Raw genomic sequence first — 21,399 nt, forward strand, 5'->3', positions numbered from 1 at the left:
CGCCTCGGTCAATTCCTGCCAAGTGGATTGAGTGCGCTCCAAGGTCGCCAGACTAATAATTCACTGGGCGAACCGATAAAAAAGGAGATTTCTCGGAACTTCGATAACCTTAGGAAATCAAGCGTTTTAAGCAGAAAACTTTGATGAACACGGTTAATTGTGCACGAAAAACACTCAATGTTAATTGAATATGAACGATGTGTTCAAATGGTGTTTAATAGCTTTCGGGCAAACTCTCTCTGCAAGTCAGGGTTGAAGACGATTCGACCAAAGAGTCTTTGTTGAGAAGGGACCGAGAAATGGCTGAAACTGCAAACCAAGGTGCAGTTTGTGAAGTAGCTAGTGTAAAAAGTTGTTCAATGTCAAAACTGTACGAAAAAATAATTTCTAACTCAAAGCGGCGCATGTCGAAATTCCGGAACTGCGAGTCTGGCTCTTTCACTGTTGAGGCTATGATCTGGATTCCGATGTTCTTTTTCTTGATGATTTTCGCCTTAAATGTCTCGATGGTTTTTGTGCAGGAATCATTAATTTTGCGCGTTGTCCAAACGGTATCGAGAGAGCACTCACTGGGTCTTTACCGCGACGATGCAGAAGCAGAACTCGATTTATCGAACCAGCTCTCGCACCTAGGTGCCAATGTCACCGTTGATGTGTCAAAATCTTTCAAGATGGCGACTGCATCAGTGCAAGTTCCAGCAGTTGATCTGATGCCAATGCAGTTCTTACGCAATACATTCAGCGGAGTTGAGATCGACGTAACAAGCAACCATCTCGTGGAGTTTTGAGATGAAACTCTCTGAACATCTCGCCAGTTTTTTCCTGAGTGACGAAGACGGATCGGCAACAATTCTGTCTCTGTACTTTTGCATTATATTGGTGGTCTTGGGGGGGTTAGCGATCGATTTCCAAAAGCGCCAAGCCGATAATCAAAGGCTGCAGAACGCGGCGGATTCTTCCGCTCATGCGGCGTTGTTGGCGCGTCAGACCAAGAGTGCCACGGACGCAAGGGCAGAGGGCCTTGCTGTACTGACCAAGATGTTGCCCAGAACAAATATGGATACTGCGGTAAGATCAGCCGATTTCACATTTGGAACTTGGGATTTTGATAAGCGCACTTTTGTATCATCGCCCGTCGCGACCGAAGCCGTGCACGTCTATGCGGGAATGACGCAGGACCGAGGCAATCCAACTCTGAACTTCATTTTGTCTATAATTGGTTTTGACAGCTTTGATGTGGCTAGCGAAGCAATCTATGCCATGAAGCTCAAGCCATGTTCGTATCAAGGTCTCTTGGCTCAAGGGCCCCTTACAGTTGATTCCCAGAACTTCTATGGGCCTGGCTTTTGTATGCATTCCAACCAATATGTCAGTCTGAGGTCGAATAACTATTTCACGCCGGACAACTATGATGCAAATATCATGGGTGCCAAGGTCTCGATGCCTCATGCTGAAGATCTTCGGCTTCCTGATTCAGGCTTTGCGACAAACGCAAACCTTGAACATGCACGGACCGAAGGTTGGTACGATTTTTCCTCACTTAGCCAAATTCCTACGATCATCGACGAATTGACGACAGGCACCAGTGCGTTTACGCCTTCGACCGTTACCGAAGTGGCGGAAGATACGATTTCTGTAATGGAGATACGCCCTGAAGATATCACTTCCGGAAAGGCCTACAAGCATTCATGCTCAGGTGGCACTATTACGTTCAAGTCGGGTACTTATGAGAACTTCTCGATGGTAACCGATTGCAAAATCGAGTTTTCCTCGAACGTTGTGTTGGGGGATGCAACGATTGCCACAACCAACACGTCCGCACAATCTGTCTATTCGCATTCAGCATTACAGATGGGCAAGGATGACGACTGCGCGCCGGGCGGCGAAGCCAGCATTATCAGTATGGGCGGGTTTTATGCCAACGCAAACTTTTCTTCCTATGGTGGAACAGTCTGGACAGAGGGTGACATCTATTTTCATGCCAGAGCCAAGAAGATCGAAGGCATTACCATGAAGTCTTTGGGTTCTATTACCGGCACCTCGGAAGCAGAGATGAGAGTGTGTGATACCACCCCCATTTGGGAAGAATATGCCGAGTATGGGCCGCGTCTCGTAAGATAAAGATACAAGCCCAGGAATGGATCGCAATTAGGATATTCAGTCTGGGCTCAATCACATTTCGACGGGTGCGAATTGTGTACAGTATTTTCGTAACCAAGCCCTGACATTTAAGCCCTGACATTAAGGTCGCAGAACAAAGATGGCAGCTCGCATTGTCTGTAGACGACGGCTAATGCGAACCGGTGCTGTGAGCGCAACAAATGGCAGCCAAATTGCGCAATAAGTATCAAACTCGTCCCGCCATTCAGTTTTTGCATACCGGCTAGACCAAAACGCGCGTTGTTAGCGATATCGAGCGCGCCTATCTCCCCCTTGTCCAATGAAGGAACAAATCAAGTGACATCGGGGAATACGCCCCGACATTCGAAAGGAATAAAGATATGGCACATACAGCTACACTGACACATGGCGGCTTCAACCTGAGCACCCGTATTGCGAACTTTATCGAGCGCGTAAAAGAAAACCGCGCCCGAGCGACCGAATACAACCGCACCTATACCGAGCTTCAGCGTCTGACCAACCGCGAACTGGATGATATCGGTATTCGTCGCTGCGATATCGCGGATATCGCGCGCGAGCATGCCTACTGCGGGTAACACCCCTACCACTCACCGTTGAAGAGGCGCCAATATGGCGCCTCTTTTGGTATTGAGGGTGTGATTGATCAATACTTGCAACTGAGCGTGCAACGCTGTAGAGCGCTCCGGTGGATTCCCATCCACGAGAATCAAAACCAAGAAATGCCGTGGTTGGCCCATCACGCTTCGGGGGTCACATCCGGCTAAGGAGAAGCGATATGAAACTGCACGAATTGCGCGACAACCCAGGCGCCGCACCGAAACGCACCCGCGTTGGCCGTGGTCCCGGTTCCGGCAAAGGTAAAATGGGTGGCCGTGGTATCAAAGGCCAGAAATCCCGTTCGGGTGTGGCCATCAATGGCTACGAAGGCGGCCAGATGCCGCTGTACCAGCGCCTGCCCAAGCGTGGCTTCAACAAGCCGAACCGCAAGGAATTCGCCGTTATCAATCTGGGCCTGATCCAGAAATTCGTCGACGCCGGCAAGTTGGACGCCAAAGCTGCGATCACCGAGGACGCGCTGGTTGCCTCCGGTCTGGTTCGTCGCAAGCTGGACGGTGTCCGCGTTCTGGCCAAAGGTGAGATCAGCGCCAAAGTGAACTTGGAAGTAACCGGTGCGTCGAAAGCTGCTGTTGAGGCGGTTGAGAAAGCGGGCGGCTCACTTACGGTCACAAAAGCGGCTGCGGCAGAGTAAGCGCTTGTGAGCGGGCCAAGACCCGCTTACATAGACCACAGAGTTTTCCAAGACGCCGCCCGAGCCGGAAAACGGTTCCGGGCGGTGTTTTCATAAGAGAGACCGATTTATGGTATCAGCAGCAGAACAAATGGCAGCCAACACAAGCTGGGCTGCCCTTGGTAAAGCCACCGATCTGCGCAACCGCATCCTGTTCACGCTTGCATTGCTGATCGTCTATCGTCTGGGCACCTTCATTCCGGTGCCTGGCATTGACGGTGCAGCCCTGCGCGAGTTCATGGAGCAGGCGGGGCAGGGCATCGGCGGCATGATTTCGATGTTCACCGGCGGGGCGCTGGGACGGATGGGTATCTTTGCCCTCGGCATCATGCCCTACATTTCGGCCTCGATCATCGTACAGCTGCTGACATCGATGGTTCCCGCACTTGAGCAACTCAAGAAAGAGGGCGAGCAGGGCCGCAAAAAGATCAACCAATACACCCGTTTCGGCACCGTGGCTCTGGCCACCGTTCAGGCTTATGGTCTGGCCGTTTCGCTGGAATCGGGTGATCTGGCCACTGATCCGGGTCTGTTCTTCCGTATGTCGACCATGATCACTCTGGTCGGCGGTACCATGTTCCTGATGTGGCTGGGTGAGCAGATCACTGCACGCGGCATCGGCAACGGTATCTCTCTGATCATCTTCGTCGGCATTATCGCCGAGGTTCCGGCTGCTCTGGCGCAGTTCTTTGCCAGTGGCCGCAGTGGCGCGATCAGCCCTGCCGTGATCGTTGGTGTAATCATCATGGTCATCGCCGTGATCACCTTTGTGGTGTTTATGGAGCGGGCTCTGCGCAAGATCCACATCCAATACCCGCGCCGTCAGGCCGGTATGAAAGTCTATGAAGGCGGCTCCAGCCATCTGCCGGTCAAAGTGAACCCGGCGGGCGTGATCCCGGCGATCTTTGCAAGCTCGCTGCTGCTGCTGCCGGTAACGATCTCGACTTTCTCGTCGGGTGCCACAAATGGCCCGGTCATGTCGTGGCTGCTGGCGAACTTCGGTCCCGGTCAGCCGCTGTACCTGCTGTTTTTCGCGTCGATGATCGTGTTCTTCGCCTATTTCTACACGTTCAACGTGTCGTTCAAGCCGGACGATGTGGCGGACAACCTGAAAAAGCAGAACGGTTTTGTACCGGGTATCCGTCCAGGCAAGAAAACCTCCGAGTATCTGGAATACGTGGTCAACCGCGTTCTGGTGCTGGGTTCGGCCTATCTGGCCGCCGTCTGTCTGTTGCCTGAAATTCTACGGGGCCAGTTTGCCATTCCGTTCTATTTCGGCGGCACCTCGGTTCTGATTATCGTCTCTGTGACCATGGACACCATCCAACAGGTCCAGAGCCACCTGCTGGCGCATCAATACGAAGGGCTGATTGAAAAGTCCCAACTGCGCGGCAAAGGCAAGAAACGCGGCAGAAAGGGAGCTGCTCGTCGATGAACATCATTCTTCTCGGCCCCCCGGGGGCAGGCAAAGGAACGCAGGCGCGTCACCTGGTTGAAACCCGCGGTATGGTGCAGCTGAGCACCGGAGACATGTTGCGTGAGGCCAAAACCTCGGGCACGGAAATGGGCCAGAAGGTTGCTGCGATCATGGACGCGGGCAAGCTGGTCACCGATGAGATCGTGATTGGCCTGATCGAAGAGAAACTGACCACCGAAAAAGGTGCCGGTTTCATCTTTGACGGCTTCCCCCGCACGCTGGCGCAAGCCGACGCGCTGTCGGCTCTGCTGACCAAGCTGGGCCAGTCGCTGCATACGGTGATCGAGATGCGTGTGGACGATGACGCGCTGGTGGGCCGGATCACGGCGCGGTCAACCTGCGGCGGATGTGGTGAGGTCTATAACGACAACACCAAGCCAATCCCGGCAGATGGCAAATGCACCAATTGCGGCAAGGAAAATGAATTCGTCCGTCGCGCCGACGACAACGAAGACAGCCTGCGCACGCGGTTGATGGAATACTACAAGAAGACCTCTCCGCTGATTGGCTATTACTACGCCAAAGGCGATCTGCGCCCGGTGAACGGACTGGCGGATATCAAGGAAGTCACGGCGTCGATTGAGGCCGTATTGGGCTGAGCGTCAGGCATTCTGTGTTCTGGAATACGTACAATAAGAACTCACTGTGGTTTATAATTGGATTGCCAGTGGGTCTTATTTTAGGCGTATTGCTAGGGGCGATCAGCACAGTTGGTTTAGGTGGGTTGAACACTCACATGGATTTTTGCAACGACCAAACCAGTAAGCACTTCATCTTCGATCAATACGTCAGAGAGAAGGTTTGTTGGCCAGATTGAATATGGGCTTGACGGCGCTGCCAAAAGCCCATATCGACCCCCATCCCTAAAGGGAATCAAGATCGCATGGGGGATTCGTCCCAAATGCCCCGACCACCTCGAATAATACTGGACCCTCTGGCGTCACTGCCACGGTCAAGTGTTGTGAAAAAAGGTTCCGGAGCTACGGAACCGCAACAAAAAGGAAAGTGACACGTGGCACGTATTGCCGGCGTAAACATCCCGACTGCAAAGCGGGTACCAATCGCCCTCACATATATCACCGGTATCGGAAACACCTCGGCCAAAGCGATCTGCGAAGCCGTAGGTATCGAAACGCACCGTCGCGTCAACGAACTGTCCGACGCCGAAGTTCTGGCCATCCGCGAGCACATCGATGCAAACTTCACCGTTGAAGGTGACCTGCGTCGTGAAGTTCAGATGAACGTCAAGCGCCTGATGGACCTGGGCTGCTATCGCGGTCTGCGTCACCGCCGCAACCTGCCGGTTCGCGGTCAGCGTACCCACACCAATGCTCGTACTCGCAAAGGCCCCGCAAAGGCCATTGCCGGTAAGAAGAAATAAGGGAGGGTCTGACCGATGGCACGCGATAAGACTCGCATCAAGCGCAAAGAGCGCAAGAACATCGCATCGGGCGTTGCCCATGTGAACTCGACCTTCAACAACACCAAGATCCTGATCTCGGACGTACAGGGTAACGCCATTTCGTGGTCGTCTGCCGGTACCATGGGTTTCAAAGGATCGCGGAAATCGACACCCTACGCCGCTCAGATGGCTGCAGAAGACGCAGGCAAAAAGGCGCAGGACCATGGCGTCAAGACGCTGGAAGTCGAAGTTCAGGGCCCCGGTTCGGGTCGTGAATCGGCTCTGCGCGCACTGGCTGCAGTGGGCTTCAACATCACGTCGATCCGCGACGTGACCCCGATTGCTCACAATGGTTGCCGCCCGCCGAAGCGCCGCCGCGTCTAAGCGATTTTGAATTGAGCTGGGGCCAGTGTATTTGCGCGGCCCCAGCACGTCATTTTGAACCTCGGGCGTCTGCACCTTGTTGGTCATGGGGCGCGGACAGGAATGGAGGGATTACATGATCCACAAGAATTGGGCAGAATTGATCAAGCCGACCCAGCTTGACGGCAAGCCGGGCAACGACCCCGCACGTCAGGCCACTTTGGTCGCCGAACCACTGGAGCGTGGCTTTGGCCTGACTCTGGGCAACGCGCTGCGCCGCGTTCTGATGAGCTCTCTGCAAGGCGCGGCCATCACCAGCGTTCAGATCGACAACGTCCTGCACGAGTTCAGCTCGGTCGCGGGCGTTCGTGAAGACGTCACCGACATCATCCTGAACCTCAAGGGTGTATCGCTGCGTATGGAAGTCGAAGGCCCCAAGCGCCTGTCGATCAATGCCAAAGGCCCCGCAGTTGTCACCGCAGGCGACATCAGCGAAAGCGCCGGTATCGAGGTTCTGAACCGCGATCACGTTATCTGCCACCTCGACGATGGCGCTGACCTGTTCATGGAACTGACCGTCAACACCGGCAAGGGTTACGTCTCGGCTGAGAAGAACAAGCCAGAAGATGCGCCCATCGGCCTGATTCCGATCGACGCGATCTATTCGCCGGTCAAAAAGGTCGCCTATGACGTGCAGCCGACCCGTGAAGGTCAGGTTCTGGACTATGACAAGCTGACCCTGAAGATCGACACCGACGGTTCGATCACACCGGAAGACGCGCTGGCCTTTGCCGCACGCATCCTGCAGGACCAGCTGTCGATCTTCGTCAACTTTGACGAGCCGGAATCGGCTGGCCGCCAGGACGAAGACGATGGTCTGGAGTTCAACCCGCTGCTGCTGAAGAAGGTCGACGAGCTGGAGCTGTCGGTCCGTTCGGCAAACTGCCTGAAAAACGACAACATTGTTTACATCGGCGATCTGATCCAGAAGACCGAAGCCGAGATGCTGCGCACTCCAAACTTCGGTCGCAAGTCGCTGAACGAGATCAAGGAAGTGCTGTCCGGCATGGGTCTGCACCTCGGCATGGATGTCGAGGATTGGCCGCCCGACAACATCGAAGATCTGGCGAAGAAATTCGAAGACGCGTTCTAAGCGCGTCTTCCCAAATGCCCGGGCTGCCGGGGACCATATGGGCACTTCCGCCCCAAGGAGAGCCGGTGACACGCATCGCCGGCCAGACAAAGCAAAACGCGAAAGAAGGAACTAGAAAATGCGTCACGCACGTGGTTACCGCCGCCTGAACCGTACTCATGAGCACCGCAAGGCTCTGTTTGCGAACATGGCTGGCTCGCTCATCGAGCATGAGCAAATCAAGACAACTCTGCCCAAGGCAAAAGAACTGCGCCCGATCATCGAAAAGCTGGTCACTCTGGGCAAGCGCGGCGACCTGCACGCCCGCCGTCAGGCCGCTTCGCAGCTGAAAGAAGACAAAGACGTCGCAAAGCTGTTCGAAGTTCTGGGCCCCCGCTACGCCGAGCGTCAGGGCGGCTATGTCCGCATCCTGAAAGCTGGCTTCCGCTATGGTGACATGGCTCCGATGGCGATCATCGAATTCGTTGATCGTGACGTCGATGCCAAAGGCGCTGCTGACAAAGCGCGTGTTGCTGCTGAAGAGGCTGCAGACGAATAATAAATTCTGACCATATGGTCGGAAATAAACCTCCGCCCGGGCAACCGTGCGGAGGTTTTTCTGTTCTGAGGTTTAGATACGGGTATTATCGGCCACGCCTATGCCTGCAGTGTGTTGACTAAGCTAGTCGCGGTCGCACAGTTCATCGGCTCTTGCATTCATGGCGCGGGCTTCGCATATCTTCGATCATTCCTGATTGGAGGTCACATGATCCGCAGTATTCTAGTGATAAGCCTGATGGTGGTAGCTGCGACTGCCTCAGCCGAAACGCGCGTGCCCCAATCACAGGCCGAGATTGGACTGGGTTTTGCCCCGGTGGTTCGGAAAGCTGCCCCGGCAGTGGTAAATATCTATGCCAAGATCATACGGGAAGGTCGAACCAATTCGCTGTTCTCAGACCCGTTCTTTCAGGACTTCTTTGGTCGGGGGTTTGGGGAGCCCCGTCAACGTATTCAGAACTCGCTGGGATCGGGCGTCGTTTTGTCGGAAGACGGCTATGTCGTGTCCAATTATCACGTGGTTGGGACAGCCACCGAGATACGGGTGGTGACCACGGACCGTCGTGAGTATTCGGCCAAGGTTGTGCTCGGCGATAAGGAAAGCGATATTGCCATCCTGCGGCTGGAGGAGGCGGGCGAGCTACCTTTTCTGCATCTGCGCGACTCCGATCACGTAGAAGTAGGTGAACTGGCGCTTGCGATCGGGAACCCGTTTGGGGTCGGGCAAACTGTGTCTTCAGGGATAATCTCGGGATTGGCGCGGACCGGTACAGCCACCGGTAATGCACGTGGATATTTCATCCAAACCGATGCGGCGATCAATCCCGGTAATTCCGGTGGTGCTCTGATCGATGTGAATGGGGATTTGATCGGCATCAATACTTCGATTCTGACCCGGTCGGGAGGGTCAAACGGTATCGGATTTGCAATTCCGGCGAATTTGGTGGCGGAATTTCTACGTCAGGCGCGGGCAGGGAATGAAAGCTTCGTCAGCCCTTGGGCCGGTATGGCCGGTCAGAACATGAGCGCGGATATTGCTGAGTCTTTAGGATTGGTCATCCCGATGGGCGTTGTGGTGTCGGACCTTCATGCGCTTAGTCCGCTGGCCGAAGCGGGCTTGCGGGTAGGCGATGTAGTCACTCATGTGGATGGGGATGAGGTGAATTCTCCAGCCGAGATGAAGTTTCGCATGGTGGTTGCCGGGGTGGGCGGCAAATCCGTGCTGACACGGCTACGGGGTGAGGAGCGTGCTGATATCGAAGTCGCATTGATCCGAGCGCCCGAAACGCCTGCCGCGAACGAGACGACTTTGGGCGAAGATACCGCGCTGCCGGGGCTTATAGTCTCCGGGGTCAATCCGGCGGTCATTGTGCGCCTCGGATTGAAGCTGTCTCAAACAGGTGTTGTTGTCGTCGATCCCGGACAATACGGCGCGCGGGCGGGCTTGCGTGCAGGGGATGTGCTTGAGGTTATTAACGGCGGCAAGATTGACGTGCCAGAAGATGTTGTTCAGGTTCTGACCGACCCGGGTCGCCGGGTTCAGGTTCAAATTGAACGCGGTGGGCGGACAATCTCATTGCGGTTCCGGATGTGATCCGTGAATGATCTGTTTGATACTGGGTCGAGCGAACCCACGGCTTCGCCGCACAGACCGCTAGCAGATCGGTTGCGTCCGCAATCCTTATCCGAGGTGATCGGGCAGGAACAAGTGTTGGGCCAGGATGCTCCGTTGGGGGTGATGCTGGCTTCTGGAAGCCTGTCGAGCCTGATCTTTTGGGGGCCTCCGGGCGTAGGTAAGACGACAATTGCCCGGTTGCTCGCGCAGGAAACTGATCTACGTTTCGTACAGATCAGTGCTATCTTTACCGGTGTTCCGGATCTGAAGAAGGTGTTCGAAGCCGCCAAGATCCGCCGCCGGAACGGGCAGGGCACTTTGCTGTTCGTTGACGAAATCCATCGCTTCAACAAAGCCCAACAGGACGGGTTTCTGCCGCATATGGAAGACGGCACGATCCTTCTGGTCGGCGCGACCACCGAAAACCCGTCCTTCGAATTGAACGCAGCGGTGCTCAGCCGATCTCAGGTGCTGGTGCTGGAACGTCTCAGCCTCGCTGATCTTGAACGCTTGACCCAACGGGCCGAGAAAGAGCTGGACCGTGCCTTGCCCCTAACCCCTGCGGCGCGCGAAGCGCTGCAGGAAATGGCGGATGGCGACGGGCGCGCACTATTGAACCTGATCGAACAGGTTACCGCTTGGACCGTGGAAACCGCACTGGATTCTGATGCGCTGTCGACGCGTTTGATGCGACGGGCAGCGAAATACGATAAATCGGGGGACGAGCACTACAACCTTATTTCGGCCCTGCACAAATCTGTGCGTGGATCGGATCCGGACGCGGCGCTCTATTGGTTCGCGCGGATGCTGACAGGGGGTGAAGACCCGCGCTATCTGGCACGCCGGATCACGCGAATGGCGGTCGAGGATATCGGTCTGGCCGATCCGCAGGCGCAATCAATCTGTCTTCATAGCTGGGAAACCTACGAACGGCTGGGCTCGCCCGAGGGCGAATTGGCACTCGCACAAGCGTTGGTGTATCTGGCGCTCGCTCCAAAATCGAACGGGGCTTATGTGGGGTACAAGGCAGCGATGCGGTTGGCAAAACAATCGGGCAGTGAACCGCCGCCCAAACATATTCTTAACGCACCGACATCGCTGATGAAGGATCAGGGGTATGGGGCAGGTTACGCCTATGACCACGATGCCGAAGATGGATTCTCGGGTCAGAACTATTTCCCAGATGATATGAAGCGCCCGGTTCTCTATCAGCCGGTCGAGCGCGGTTTTGAACGAGAACTAAAAAAACGGTTGGAATACTTTGCCAAACTGAGAACGCAGCGCAATCCGGGCTAGGCTTGACTCTGCACCCGATGCGCGCGACAGACGCGCATGATTTCTAAGGCACTGAAACCAGCACAATCCGGGCGGATCAGCCGCGCGGAAAAAGGGGCAATGGCATGAGCGGCGTACAGGTGATCACCGTAGCAGAGGGCGATGGCGACCAGCGGTTGGATCGTTGGCTGCGCCGGCTGTTTCCCCATGTCAGCCAAGGCCGGATCGAGAAGATGTGTCGCAAGGGTGAGCTGCGCGTTGATGGCGGGCGGGTCAAAGCTGCGACTCGATTGGAGGTCGGGCAGTCCGTGCGTGTGCCCCCGCTACCGGATGCGGACCATAAGCCGGCAGTCGTAAAGCACCGTGTCTCGGACGCCGACGCAAAGATGATCCAGTCTTGCGTGATCTATAAGGACGATCACGTGCTGGCGCTGAACAAACCACATGGGCTGCCGGTGCAGGGCGGAAGCGGTCAGACGCGCCATGTGGACAGCCTGTCAGAAGCGTTGCGCTTTGGGTACGATGAGAACCCGCGCCTTGTGCATCGGTTGGATAAGGACACATCAGGGGTGCTATTGATGGCCCGCACGCGCGAAGCCGCCAAGGGGCTGACCGCAGCGTTCCGGCATCGCAACACCCAAAAGATTTATTGGGCGCTCGTTGCAGGGGTGCCGACGCCTTATCTGGGAGAGATCAAGACCGGTCTGGTCAAGGCTCCGGGGCATGGCAAACAGGGCGAAGGCGAGAAGATGATCGCTGTTCATCCGAGCGAAGTGAACGACACGCCTGGCGCAAAACGCGCGCATACGCTCTATGCCACGCTCTATCGTGTGGCGGGCCGGGCCGCATGGGTTGCGATGGAGCCGGTAACCGGCCGAACACATCAGCTGCGTGCGCATATGGCAGCAATCGGCCACCCTATCATCGGAGATGGAAAATACGGTGGCTCGGGACAGGAAAACCTCGGCGATGGTTGGGGGGCTCAGCTGGGCGGCATCATCAGCAAGAAACTTCATCTGCACGCCCGCAGCCTGTCATTTGAGCATCCGGAAACACGAAAACCCATCACGATCACAGCCCCATTGCCAGACCACATGAAGCACAGTTGGGATACACTTGGTTGGACTGAGGATCTGGCATCCGACGATCCGTTCGAGCAGCTGCGATGAGTGCGCCCTTACGGCTGGTTTTGTTCGACGTGGATGGCACGCTTGTCGACAGTCAGGGCGCCATCGTGTCGGCGATGACTGCCAGCTTTCAGGCGCAGTCTTTGCCGGTGCCGAGCCGAAACGCAATCCTGTCCATCGTTGGCTTGTCTCTGCCCCATGCGATGGCACGTCTTGCGTCAGATCAGTCAGATCTGGTGCAGAACGCGCTGGTTGATGGCTACAAACAGGCCTATCACGCGCAACGGTTAGAGCAGGGCGCAGCCAGCTCTCCGCTTTATCCAGGCGCTCGGGAAGTAATTCAGGCACTCCATGATATGCCCGAGGTGCTGCTGGGCGTTGCGACCGGGAAATCCAAGCGTGGACTGGATGCGCTGCTAGAGGCGCATGGGTTGGAGCAGCATTTCATCACTCGGCAGGTGGCCGATCATCACCCGTCAAAACCGCATCCATCGATGATCGAAACCGCGCTGGCTGAAACCGGCGTGGGGGCCGCTCATTCGGTCATGGTAGGCGATACCAGTTTTGACATGGAAATGGCTGCTGCCGCGCAGGTCGCAGGGATCGGAGTAAGCTGGGGATACCATGATCGATCAGCCCTGAGCACTGCCCAATACGTGATCGAGAGCTTCGAAGAATTGCCAGTGACACTGGCCAACATCTGGGACTGAAAAATATGAGCGACTGGAAACCAAAACGCTTCTGGACGTCAGGCGCAGTCGTTGAGATCGACAACGGTTACACGGTTGCGCTGGATGGTCGTCGTGTCAAGACACCGGCAAAAGCTGCGCTGGTCCTTCCCACGCATGCCATGGCGCAGGCCATTGCCGATGAATGGGATGCGCAGGAAAAAGAGGTCGATCCGACCACGATGCCTTTCACCCGTTCGGCCAACGCGGCGATCGACAATGTGCAGCATCAGCATGGTGAGGTTGCTGATATGCTAGCAGATTATGGCGATTCGGATTTGTTATGCTATCGGGCGACTCACCCCGAGGCTTTGCAAAACCGGCAGGCAAACGATTGGGACCCTGCTTTGGATTGGGCTGCCGACGCGCTGGGCGCACGTTTAATTTCGCGCGTGGGCGTGGTGCATCATCCGCAAGACACCGAAACACTGCAAACGTTGCGCAACCGGGTACACGCGCTCAATGCCTTTCAATTGGCGGCGTTTCACGATCTTGTCAGTCTGTCCGGATCATTGATTCTTGGATTTGCTGCGGCTTTGGATTGGCGAGCGCCAGATGAGATCTGGCATATTTCCCGATTGGATGAGCTGTGGCAGATCGAACAGTGGGGTCATGATGACGAAGCACACGCTGCAGCCGAAGTAAAAAAAGCAGCGTTTTTGCATGCCAAGCGTTTCTTCGACATCTCGATCTGAGACTTTTTGAGCTCAAATCGTGATTTTGAGCCCCTTTTTGCCCAAATTGATCAATCGTTTTCCCTGATCCAGCCCTTGACGTTTGTTGATGAATACGCCCAAACTCGGGCCACTAAAGGGGAGACACCTTTTGGGTAACCTTTCTGGCGCGTATAGTGCCGGATCGAACCGTCCCATAAAGGGATGGAAAATCAGGAAGAGGTAAAAATGAAAAAATCCGTAATCTTGGGCATGGCAACCATTGCCGGCCTGGCTGCTGGCGCAGCTGCGGCGGGGACTGTTGACGATGTCAAAGCACGCGGCAAGCTGAACTGCGGTGTGACCACCGGTCTGGTCGGCTTTGCTGCACCCGACGCAAATGGCGAATGGCAGGGCTTTGACGTCTCACTGTGCCGTGCTGTTGCAGCCGCTGTACTGGGCGATGCAAGCGCTGTTGAATTTGTTCCGACCACCGGCAAGACTCGCTTTACCGCGCTGGCTTCGGGTGAGATCGACATGCTGGCTCGTAACACCACTTGGACATTCAGCCGCGACGTAGACCTGAAGTTCGAATTCGTCGGCGTGAACTACTACGACGGTCAGGGCTTTATGGTTCCCAAAGCACTGGGCGTAAGCTCGGCCAAGGAACTGGACGGCGCAACCGTGTGCATCCAGACCGGCACCACAACCGAGCTGAACCTGGCGGACTTCTTCCGCTCGAACAACATCAGCTATGAGCCGGTTCCGATCGAAACCAACGCCGAAGCACAACAGCAGTATCTAGCTGGCGCATGTGACGTTTACACCACCGACGCATCGGGTCTGGCCGCAACACGTGCCACGTTCGAAAACCCTGGTGACCACGTCCTGCTGCCCGAAATCATCTCGAAAGAGCCTCTGGGCCCGCTGGTCCGTCACGGCGATCACGAGTGGGGCGACGTTGTCCGCTGGACTCTGAACGCTCTGGTTTCGGCTGAAGAGCTGGGCGTGACCTCGGCCAATATCGATGAGCTGAGCGCCGGCGCAGGTGACAACCCTGAAGTGAACCGTCTGCTGGGTACCGAAGGTACTCTGGGCGAAATGCTGGGTCTGGACGCTGACTGGGCCGCCAAGGCGATTAAAGCTGGTGGTAACTATGGCGAAGTCTTCGCCAAGAACATCGGTGAAGAAACTCCGATTGGTCTGGCTCGCGGCCTGAACGCACAGTGGACCGAAGGTGGCTTGCTGTATTCGCCGCCGTTCCGCTAAAATCCATTGGAAAGGGCGCAGGGCAACCTGCGCCCTTTTCTCATCAGAATGCTACGAGTTGCTCAAGAGTGGGGAGAACCCCGCCGACAATGAAGCGCTCGAAAAGCACGGGGATTCCTAAATATGTCAACTATGACTGACCCACCGAAAGCTGACTTTCGGTTGTCTATGCTCATAAACGACACCCGCTATCGCTCACTGACATTTCAGGTGATTGCGGCCGTCGTTATTGCGCTTTCCATCTGGTATCTTGGCAACAACCTGATCCAGAACCTCAGGGCCGCTGGCCTCAACATTTCCTACACATTTCTGGGCGACGCTTCGGGGTATGACATTAACCAGCGTTTGATTGAATATGACAGCCAGTCTTCGCATGGGCGCGCCGCTATTGTTGGAATTCTCAATACGCTGCTTGTCGCTGTTCTGGCCTGTGTTACAGCCACGGTGTTTGGTGTGATAGCGGGCGTATTGCGTCTGTCGAACAACTGGCTCGTGTCAAAGTTGATGGCCGTCTATGTCGAGATCTTCCGGAACATCCCGGTCCTGATCTGGATCATCATCATCTTCACCATCATGACGGCAGTATTGCCAGGGCCCAGAGCCTTCCGCGGCGATAACCCAACATCCAGCATGTTGTTTGACTTGTTCGCTTTCACCAACCGTGGTGTCTATATCCCGCGTCCGGAATTCGCCAATGGCTTGTTCAGCGCCACAATTTTGAATTGGGTTGTGGTGATCGTGTTTTTGGTCGGTTCTTGGTTTGCGTCTCGCGAAATTGAAAAACGCGCCACGCTGAAGCAGGAACAAACTGGTGAGCGTCCGAAAACCGGCCTTGTGAAACTGGCCGTTTGGCTGGTGCCTTTTGCTCTGCTGATGGCGGTGATGGGTCTGACTTGGAACATTCCCGAGCTGAAGGGCTTTAACTTCAGCGGTGGTATCAAAATCGGTGGCCCGCTGATCGCTTTGTGGTTTGCCTTGTCGATTTATACCGGTGCCTTCATCGCGGAAAACGTTCGCGCGGGTATTCAGGCGATCTCGAAAGGTCAAACCGAAGCTGCAGCTGCACTGGGTTTGCGCCCCGGGCGGATCATGAATCTGGTGATCCTGCCGCAAGCGCTGCGGGTGATCATCCCGCCGCTGATTTCGCAGTATCTGAACATCACCAAGAACTCGTCGCTGGCGATTGCCGTGGGCTATGCGGATATTACCGCGACGTTGGGTGGCATCACGCTGAACCAGACCGGTCGTGCGATCGAGTGTGTTCTGTTGCTGATGCTGTTCTATCTGACCGCTTCGCTGCTGATCTCAATGGTGATGAACGTCTACAACGCATCCGTCAAGTTGAAGGAGCGCTGAGCCATGGCTGATCAAACAACAAACCCGATCGCCTTTGTGGCCGATGGCACCATTCCTCCGTCACCACCACCTGCGAACCAGACGGGTATTGTGAAGTGGCTGCGAGAGAATCTTTTCTCAGGCGCGACCAATACAATCCTGACTGTCCTGTCGCTGTTGTTGATCTATGTGCTTCTAAAAAACACGTTGCCATGGATCATGAATGGAGTGTGGAACGCGAATTCGCTTGCGGAATGCCGAGAGATTCTCGCCGGTAAAACAGGTGCGTGTTTCGCGGTTCTGACCGAACGCTGGCCTCAGCTTATCTACGGGTTCAAATACCCCACCGATGCGTATTGGCGGCCTAATCTGGCATTCGTACTGATGCTTGCGGCGGTTGCACCGGTCCTGTTCTTCGACCTACCGCGCAAACTACTGATCTTTACAGCCCTCTATCCCTTTATTGCCTTCTGGCTGATATGGGGTGGCACGATCTTGGTACCTTTTGTTGCCCTACTTGGCTGCGTTGCTGCGGGTGCTGTCTTTCAGAAGCTCGGGAAGAACAGTTTTGCCGCTGGATTTTTCGGGGCCATTATCGTTGCTTTGGTTGTCTGGAAGCTTGGCGGTGCTTTGATCCCAGAGGACGCGTCCGAAGGGGCATGGCTTTCAGCTGTTCCCAGCCGCGATCTAGGTGGCTTCATGCTCAACATGATGCTGGGCTTGGCCTGCGTTTCGTTGTCTGTCCCGTTAGGGATCGCACTTGCGCTGGGCCGTCAGTCGAACATGCCGCTGATCAAGTGGGTCTGCGTCATCTTCATCGAATTCATCCGTGGTGTGCCTTTGATCACACTGCTGTTTGTGGCTTCGGTGATGCTGTCGTATTTCTTCCCGCCTGACAGCACGGTCGACCTGTTCCTGCGCGTTGTGATCATGATCACCATGTTCTCTGCCGCGTATATCGCCGAGGTGATCCGCGGTGGTCTTGCAGCGCTTCCACGTGGACAGTACGAGGCAGCAGACAGTCTTGGTTTGGATTACCCGCAGGCGATGCGGCTTATCATCCTGCCGCAGGCATTGAAGATATCGATCCCCGGTATCGTGAACGTGGCCGTGGGCTTGTTCAAGGACACCACACTGGTTTCGGTCATCTCAATGTTCGATCTCGTGGGCATGATCCGGGGTCCCATCCTGGCGTCGACCGAATGGAACGGCGTTTATTGGGAGCTTCTGGGCTTTGCAGCGCTTCTGTTCTTCGTCGTCTGCTACGGCATCTCTCAATATTCCCAGTGGCTCGAGCGTCGCCTTGCCACGGATCATCATTAAGGAGTTCAACATATGTCTGAACTTGCAATTGACCGCGAAATCGACCGCACCAAGATGCAGGTGAGCGACGAGGTCGCCATCGAAATCAACAACATGAACAAGTGGTACGGGTCCTTCCACGTACTGCGCGACATCAATCTGACCGTCAATCAGGGCGAGCGGATCGTGATCGCGGGGCCGTCCGGGTCGGGTAAGTCCACCCTGATCCGCTGCTTGAACGCGCTGGAAGAGCACCAGCAAGGCACGATTGTCGTGGATGGGACGGAACTGTCGAATGACCTCAAGAACATCGACAAGATCCGGTCCGAGGTTGGCATGGTGTTCCAGCACTTCAACCTGTTCCCGCATCTGACCATTCTGGAAAACTGCACGCTGGCACCGATCTGGGTACGTAAAACGCCCAAGAAAGAAGCCGAAGAACGCGCGATGCATTTCCTGGAAAAGGTGAAGATCCCGGATCAGGCGCTGAAATATCCCGGTCAGCTATCCGGTGGTCAGCAGCAGCGTGTGGCGATTGCCCGCTCGCTGTGTATGATGCCGCGGATCATGTTGTTCGATGAACCGACATCGGCGCTGGACCCCGAGATGATCAAAGAGGTGCTCGACACCATGATCGAACTGGCCGAGGAAGGCATGACCATGCTGTGTGTGACCCACGAGATGGGTTTTGCACGTCAGGTTGCCAACCGTGTGATCTTTATGGACGCAGGCCAGATCGTGGAACAGAACGAACCGGAAGAGTTCTTCAACAACCCTCAGAGCGAGCGGACCAAACTGTTCCTAAGCCAAATTCTGGGTCATTGAACCGAGACCAGAAGATCAGAAAGGCGGGGTTACCCCGCCTTTTTTATTCCAGCAATTCGCGTGGGATTGTAAATCCAAGAACTTCACCACTTCCCCAACGAACCGAAGTCCAATCTGGTGCTTCAAAGTGGATAACAGTCGTTGCGCCAGTCGGATAATCGTAGAATCGCGGATGGTTCGGGGCTTGGCGTACTAATCGATCTGCAAACTCTGCAATACCGGGATTATGGCCTAGCATGAGCACGGTCTTTGCCGAAGCCGACAAAAGCGCCTCAAACATTTGATCGGGCCCGGCAAGGTAGAGGCCGGGGGTAAAGGACAGCTTTGATGCGCTTAGCCCCAACCGGTTCCATGTCTCCCGCGTGCGTTGTGCTGTTGAGCTGAGGACTTCATCTGGTAACCAACCATTGCTTTGTAACCAGCGGCCGATCGCAGGAGCCGACCTTCGTCCGCGTTTGTTTAGTGGCCGGTAGTGATCTTGGGCAAACGGATCTTGCCAACTGGATTTCGCATGGCGGGTCAGAATCAGAGTTCGGGTCATGATCGAAAAAAGGCGTTCATGTGATGCGCCGACTGTTCGGGTTGACGCTCGGCACCTGCGCTGACAGGGCAGGCGCGCCGCGCGATACACCCATCGTTCAGGCAGTCTTGTCCAGCTTCAGTACCCAGATATCCTTTGCAGGCGGCCACATCGTAGAAGCTGTGCGTATTCAGCGCTTCTACCGGACAGGTGGTCGCGCAAGGGGCGGGGCATTCAACACATGGAGATTCCTGTAAGTTGTGCGGGATCGTAAATTCCCCAGTGAAATGCAAAGCACCACGGAATGAAATCATCATTCCCACAGTATCGTGCACCAGTGCCCCTACCGGGCTGCTGAACGTGCGCCCGGAGTTTAGTGCCCAATCAATGAATGGCGCGTAAGGTGGGCCGCCAAACGGATAGTGTGCTGCGGCTGACAGGTCCTGTGCCAGTTCACCAATAACTCGCTTTGACCACCGGTCTACAGGATCGGGTTGACCATCCCTCCACTCAGGCGATGCAGCCAGAGTGGGCCAGAACGCTCCTGCCGTCCCCAGCAGGATCAATGTCCCACCGTCCAGTTGTTTGGCTCCCGACACGCGCGGATGTTGTGCACCCATAACTATCAGCCCAACCTGAGTGGCTGCTCGTTCGACATTGGCGTAGGTCATCGACGGCGAAAGGGCAGAACCAGGCTCCATCCCAGTTTTGTTGGTCGATCGTCCTGCCATTCCAATCCCACGCTCATTTGTTCGTGCCCGTCCCGAGGTTGTGCAATGTAAGTCCCCAGCATTCGGTCCCAATTAGACAGTGCAAAGCCATAATTGCTGTCATGTTCTGTTCGGAACACCGAATGATGTACGCGATGCATATCGGGTGTCACAAGAACCCTACGTACCACAGCGTCAACAGCAAGGGGGAGCTTCAAGTTTGAATGATTGAACAACGCTGTGCCATTAAGAAGGATCTCAAACAGGATCACAGCCAGGGCGCTGGCGCCGAGCAGATAGATTAGCCCGATTTTCAGGATCATGGACAACGCGATTTCAACAGGGTGAAAGCGGACTGCAGTAGTGACGTCCATGTCTCGGTCGGCGTGATGCACACGATGTAGCCGCCAAAGGATTGGCACCTTGTGGGTAATCAGATGCTGTAGCCAGATTGCAAAGTCCAGAATCAGCAAACACAGAATAAGCTCAACCCACCCTGGCCAAGCGAGCCAATTAAAAACGCCCAATCCATTTTTCCCAGCATCAATGGCAGCGCCAACTGCCAATAAGGGCAACCCAATCGCCATAGTCCTGAGCATCAGTGTGTTCAAAACAGTGATTGATAGATTGGTTAGCCACCGATTTTTTCGCGGACAAGTTCGTAAGCGTTTTGGCGCAATTGTCTCTGCCGCCGCAAACACAACAAACAGGATCAAAAACACGCTTAGGCGAAATAGGGGCTCGTTCTCCATACATTCACAATCGAGCATGTTAATGCCCGGTGCAAGATGTCGAAGATCACTATGGCGTTAATCCGGGCGGATCAGGGATCCGGCACCGTGTTCCGTAAACAGTTCGAGCAACACCGCATTTGGCGCGCGCCCGTCCAGTATTACCACTGCCCGAACACCGCTATGCAGCGCGTCCAACGCGGTTTCTGTTTTGGGGATCATTCCACCCGCGATAGTGCCTTCCAGCGTCATCTCACGGATCTGACCGGCTTTCAGTTCGGTCACGACCTCTCCGGCGGCATTCTTGACGCCCGAAACATCGGTAAGCAGCAGAAGGCGATCTGCCTTAAGTGCCGAGGCAATCGCGCCAGCCGCGGTGTCGCCGTTGACGTTGAACGTTTCACCATTCTGGCCCGCACCAAGCGGGGCAATCACGGGGATCACGTCATGTGAGAACAGGTCATGCAGAACCTTTGGGTTCATCTTGGACGGTGAGCCCACAAATCCCAGCGATGGATCGGTCTGATCGCAAACCATCAGGTTTGCATCCTTGCCCGACAAACCCACAGCCGAGCCGCCCTGACCGTTGATCGCCTGTACGATACGCTTGTTTACAAGGCCGGACAGAACCATCTCGACCACCTCAACAGTGGCTTTGTCAGTCACACGCTTGCCGCCGACAAATTCGGACTGAATGTCTAGCTTGCCCAGCATGGCGTTGATCATAGGACCGCCGCCATGCACTACGACGGGGTTTACACCGACTTGCCGCATCAGAACAACGTCGCGCGCAAAGCTTTCCATCGCCTCGTCGCTGCCCATGGCGTGCCCACCCAGCTTGATAACAACGATGGCCCCGTCATAGCGCTGCAGGTAGGGCAGGGCGCTGTTCAAGGTGGCTGCGGTGGCGATCCAATCCCGATTCATATCTCTTGTCTTCATGGCTG

The 21,399-nt window shown here is 55.4% G+C and carries 23 protein-coding genes and 1 pseudogene; 20 read left to right on the forward strand and 4 right to left on the reverse strand.

Translation table 11 applies throughout. The features are described 5' to 3' along the window. Positions 1–299 precede the first annotated feature (299 nt). From G7G_RS0100150 to G7G_RS0100240, 20 genes and pseudogenes are all read left to right on the forward strand, one after another. Positions 300–788: a TadE/TadG family type IV pilus assembly protein gene (locus G7G_RS0100150; RefSeq protein WP_139056580.1), complete on the forward strand. Its 489-nt coding sequence runs from the start codon at positions 300–302 to the stop codon at positions 786–788. 1 nt (position 789) lies between these two features. Continuing rightward, positions 790–960: pseudogene (locus tag G7G_RS24940) on the forward strand (Tad domain-containing protein); the annotation flags it as partial. Positions 961–1,056: 96 nt separating this feature from the next. Beyond that, positions 1,057–2,121, forward strand: a complete 1,065-nt coding sequence (locus tag G7G_RS0100155; protein WP_238528743.1) for a hypothetical protein — start codon at positions 1,057–1,059, stop codon at positions 2,119–2,121. A gap of 380 nt (positions 2,122–2,501) precedes the next feature. Beyond that, a complete protein-coding gene (locus G7G_RS0100160; protein ID WP_010437116.1) occupies positions 2,502–2,717 on the forward strand; it encodes a DUF1127 domain-containing protein in 216 nt (71 codons plus the stop codon). Between the two features lie 200 nt (positions 2,718–2,917). Next, a complete protein-coding gene (gene rplO / locus G7G_RS0100165) occupies positions 2,918–3,391 on the forward strand; it encodes a 50S ribosomal protein L15 (RefSeq protein ID WP_010437119.1) in 474 nt (157 codons plus the stop codon). Positions 3,392–3,500: 109 nt separating this feature from the next. Beyond that, positions 3,501–4,865 (forward strand): preprotein translocase subunit SecY, encoded by a 1,365-nt coding sequence (gene secY, locus G7G_RS0100170; protein WP_010437121.1) that lies wholly within the window; start codon positions 3,501–3,503, stop codon positions 4,863–4,865. Further along, a complete protein-coding gene (locus G7G_RS0100175) occupies positions 4,862–5,506 on the forward strand; it encodes an adenylate kinase (protein ID WP_010437124.1) in 645 nt (214 codons plus the stop codon). The genes secY and G7G_RS0100175 overlap by 4 nt, the downstream gene beginning before the upstream one ends. 413 nt (positions 5,507–5,919) lie before the next feature. Then, the gene (gene rpsM, locus G7G_RS0100180) at positions 5,920–6,288 is read left to right on the forward strand and encodes a 30S ribosomal protein S13 (RefSeq protein WP_010437125.1); all 369 of its coding nucleotides are present in this window, start codon (positions 5,920–5,922) and stop codon (positions 6,286–6,288) included. Positions 6,289–6,303: 15 nt separating this feature from the next. Next, the gene (gene rpsK, locus G7G_RS0100185) at positions 6,304–6,693 is read left to right on the forward strand and encodes a 30S ribosomal protein S11 (RefSeq protein ID WP_010437126.1); all 390 of its coding nucleotides are present in this window, start codon (positions 6,304–6,306) and stop codon (positions 6,691–6,693) included. A gap of 115 nt (positions 6,694–6,808) precedes the next feature. Continuing rightward, on the forward strand, positions 6,809–7,825 hold the full coding sequence (locus G7G_RS0100190) for a DNA-directed RNA polymerase subunit alpha (RefSeq protein ID WP_010437127.1): 1,017 nt from the start codon (positions 6,809–6,811) through the stop codon (positions 7,823–7,825). A 118-nt stretch (positions 7,826–7,943) separates the two neighbouring features. Further along, positions 7,944–8,363, forward strand: coding sequence for a 50S ribosomal protein L17 (gene rplQ, locus G7G_RS0100195; protein WP_010437128.1), 420 nt, complete (start codon positions 7,944–7,946; stop codon positions 8,361–8,363). A 207-nt stretch (positions 8,364–8,570) separates the two neighbouring features. Next, a complete protein-coding gene (locus G7G_RS0100200; RefSeq protein ID WP_010437129.1) occupies positions 8,571–9,956 on the forward strand; it encodes a trypsin-like peptidase domain-containing protein in 1,386 nt (461 codons plus the stop codon). A gap of 3 nt (positions 9,957–9,959) precedes the next feature. Continuing rightward, the gene (locus G7G_RS0100205) at positions 9,960–11,273 is read left to right on the forward strand and encodes a replication-associated recombination protein A (RefSeq protein ID WP_010437130.1); all 1,314 of its coding nucleotides are present in this window, start codon (positions 9,960–9,962) and stop codon (positions 11,271–11,273) included. A 104-nt stretch (positions 11,274–11,377) separates the two neighbouring features. Next, on the forward strand, positions 11,378–12,421 hold the full coding sequence (locus G7G_RS0100210) for an RluA family pseudouridine synthase (protein ID WP_010437132.1): 1,044 nt from the start codon (positions 11,378–11,380) through the stop codon (positions 12,419–12,421). Then, positions 12,418–13,089, forward strand: a complete 672-nt coding sequence (locus tag G7G_RS0100215) for an HAD-IA family hydrolase (RefSeq protein WP_010437133.1) — start codon at positions 12,418–12,420, stop codon at positions 13,087–13,089. Before G7G_RS0100210 ends, G7G_RS0100215 begins: the two co-directional genes overlap by 4 nt. A gap of 5 nt (positions 13,090–13,094) precedes the next feature. Next, the gene (locus G7G_RS0100220; protein ID WP_010437134.1) at positions 13,095–13,802 is read left to right on the forward strand and encodes an ATP12 family chaperone protein; all 708 of its coding nucleotides are present in this window, start codon (positions 13,095–13,097) and stop codon (positions 13,800–13,802) included. Between the two features lie 207 nt (positions 13,803–14,009). Beyond that, complete coding sequence (locus G7G_RS0100225) at positions 14,010–15,029, forward strand: amino acid ABC transporter substrate-binding protein (protein ID WP_010437135.1); 1,020 nt, start codon at positions 14,010–14,012, stop codon at positions 15,027–15,029. Positions 15,030–15,152: 123 nt separating this feature from the next. Beyond that, on the forward strand, positions 15,153–16,385 hold the full coding sequence (locus G7G_RS0100230; RefSeq protein WP_010437136.1) for an amino acid ABC transporter permease: 1,233 nt from the start codon (positions 15,153–15,155) through the stop codon (positions 16,383–16,385). 3 nt (positions 16,386–16,388) lie between these two features. Next, positions 16,389–17,687, forward strand: a complete 1,299-nt coding sequence (locus tag G7G_RS0100235) for an amino acid ABC transporter permease (RefSeq protein ID WP_010437139.1) — start codon at positions 16,389–16,391, stop codon at positions 17,685–17,687. A gap of 12 nt (positions 17,688–17,699) precedes the next feature. Continuing rightward, a complete protein-coding gene (locus tag G7G_RS0100240; protein ID WP_029621560.1) occupies positions 17,700–18,491 on the forward strand; it encodes an amino acid ABC transporter ATP-binding protein in 792 nt (263 codons plus the stop codon). A gap of 43 nt (positions 18,492–18,534) precedes the next feature. Here G7G_RS0100240 and G7G_RS0100245 read toward each other — a convergent pair whose 3' ends face one another. From G7G_RS0100245 to argB, 4 genes are read right to left on the reverse strand one after another with little or no spacing between them, the layout of a single operon-like run. After that, the gene (locus G7G_RS0100245; protein WP_010437143.1) at positions 18,535–19,032 is read right to left on the reverse strand and encodes a SixA phosphatase family protein; all 498 of its coding nucleotides are present in this window, start codon (positions 19,030–19,032) and stop codon (positions 18,535–18,537) included. Beyond that, entirely contained in the window at positions 19,029–19,682 is a 654-nt protein-coding gene (locus G7G_RS0100250; RefSeq protein WP_120981193.1) for a ferredoxin, read from the reverse strand. Before G7G_RS0100250 ends, G7G_RS0100245 begins: the two co-directional genes overlap by 4 nt. Then, positions 19,679–20,473 carry a sterol desaturase family protein gene (locus G7G_RS0100255; protein WP_010437149.1) on the reverse strand — a complete coding sequence of 265 codons (795 nt, stop codon included), beginning with the start codon at positions 20,471–20,473 and terminating at the stop codon, positions 19,679–19,681. Before G7G_RS0100255 ends, G7G_RS0100250 begins: the two co-directional genes overlap by 4 nt. A gap of 57 nt (positions 20,474–20,530) precedes the next feature. Continuing rightward, positions 20,531–21,394 (reverse strand): acetylglutamate kinase, encoded by an 864-nt coding sequence (argB, locus tag G7G_RS0100260; protein ID WP_029621561.1) that lies wholly within the window; start codon positions 21,392–21,394, stop codon positions 20,531–20,533. Between the last annotated feature and the right edge of the window lie 5 nt (positions 21,395–21,399).

Origin of the sequence: Ruegeria conchae, assembly GCF_000192475.1 — a bacterium.
Lineage (GTDB): Bacteria > Pseudomonadota > Alphaproteobacteria > Rhodobacterales > Rhodobacteraceae > Ruegeria > Ruegeria conchae.

Bases quoted from the DNA above. Each gene is read 5' to 3' on its own strand.
- G7G_RS0100150 (WP_139056580.1), top strand. From the start codon at position 300: ATGGCTGAAACTGCAAACCAAGGTGCAGTTTGTGAAGTAGCTAGTGTA.
- G7G_RS0100155 (WP_238528743.1), top strand. From the start codon at position 1,057: ATGGATACTGCGGTAAGATCAGCCGATTTCACATTTGGAACTTGGGAT.
- G7G_RS0100210 (WP_010437132.1), top strand. From the start codon at position 11,378: ATGAGCGGCGTACAGGTGATCACCGTAGCAGAGGGCGATGGCGACCAG.
- G7G_RS0100215 (WP_010437133.1), top strand. From the start codon at position 12,418: ATGAGTGCGCCCTTACGGCTGGTTTTGTTCGACGTGGATGGCACGCTT.
- G7G_RS0100240 (WP_029621560.1), top strand. From the start codon at position 17,700: ATGTCTGAACTTGCAATTGACCGCGAAATCGACCGCACCAAGATGCAG.
- argB (WP_029621561.1), bottom strand. From the start codon at position 21,394: ATGAAGACAAGAGATATGAATCGGGATTGGATCGCCACCGCAGCCACC.
- G7G_RS0100230 (WP_010437136.1), top strand. From the start codon at position 15,153: ATGTCAACTATGACTGACCCACCGAAAGCTGACTTTCGGTTGTCTATG.
- rpsK (WP_010437126.1), top strand. From the start codon at position 6,304: ATGGCACGCGATAAGACTCGCATCAAGCGCAAAGAGCGCAAGAACATC.
- secY (WP_010437121.1), top strand. From the start codon at position 3,501: ATGGTATCAGCAGCAGAACAAATGGCAGCCAACACAAGCTGGGCTGCC.
- G7G_RS0100200 (WP_010437129.1), top strand. From the start codon at position 8,571: ATGATCCGCAGTATTCTAGTGATAAGCCTGATGGTGGTAGCTGCGACT.
- G7G_RS0100190 (WP_010437127.1), top strand. From the start codon at position 6,809: ATGATCCACAAGAATTGGGCAGAATTGATCAAGCCGACCCAGCTTGAC.
- G7G_RS0100245 (WP_010437143.1), bottom strand. From the start codon at position 19,032: ATGACCCGAACTCTGATTCTGACCCGCCATGCGAAATCCAGTTGGCAA.
- G7G_RS0100225 (WP_010437135.1), top strand. From the start codon at position 14,010: ATGAAAAAATCCGTAATCTTGGGCATGGCAACCATTGCCGGCCTGGCT.
- rplQ (WP_010437128.1), top strand. From the start codon at position 7,944: ATGCGTCACGCACGTGGTTACCGCCGCCTGAACCGTACTCATGAGCAC.
- rplO (WP_010437119.1), top strand. From the start codon at position 2,918: ATGAAACTGCACGAATTGCGCGACAACCCAGGCGCCGCACCGAAACGC.
- G7G_RS0100160 (WP_010437116.1), top strand. From the start codon at position 2,502: ATGGCACATACAGCTACACTGACACATGGCGGCTTCAACCTGAGCACC.
- G7G_RS0100220 (WP_010437134.1), top strand. From the start codon at position 13,095: ATGAGCGACTGGAAACCAAAACGCTTCTGGACGTCAGGCGCAGTCGTT.
- G7G_RS0100255 (WP_010437149.1), bottom strand. From the start codon at position 20,473: ATGGAGAACGAGCCCCTATTTCGCCTAAGCGTGTTTTTGATCCTGTTT.
- G7G_RS0100235 (WP_010437139.1), top strand. From the start codon at position 16,389: ATGGCTGATCAAACAACAAACCCGATCGCCTTTGTGGCCGATGGCACC.
- G7G_RS0100175 (WP_010437124.1), top strand. From the start codon at position 4,862: ATGAACATCATTCTTCTCGGCCCCCCGGGGGCAGGCAAAGGAACGCAG.
- G7G_RS0100250 (WP_120981193.1), bottom strand. From the start codon at position 19,682: ATGACCTACGCCAATGTCGAACGAGCAGCCACTCAGGTTGGGCTGATA.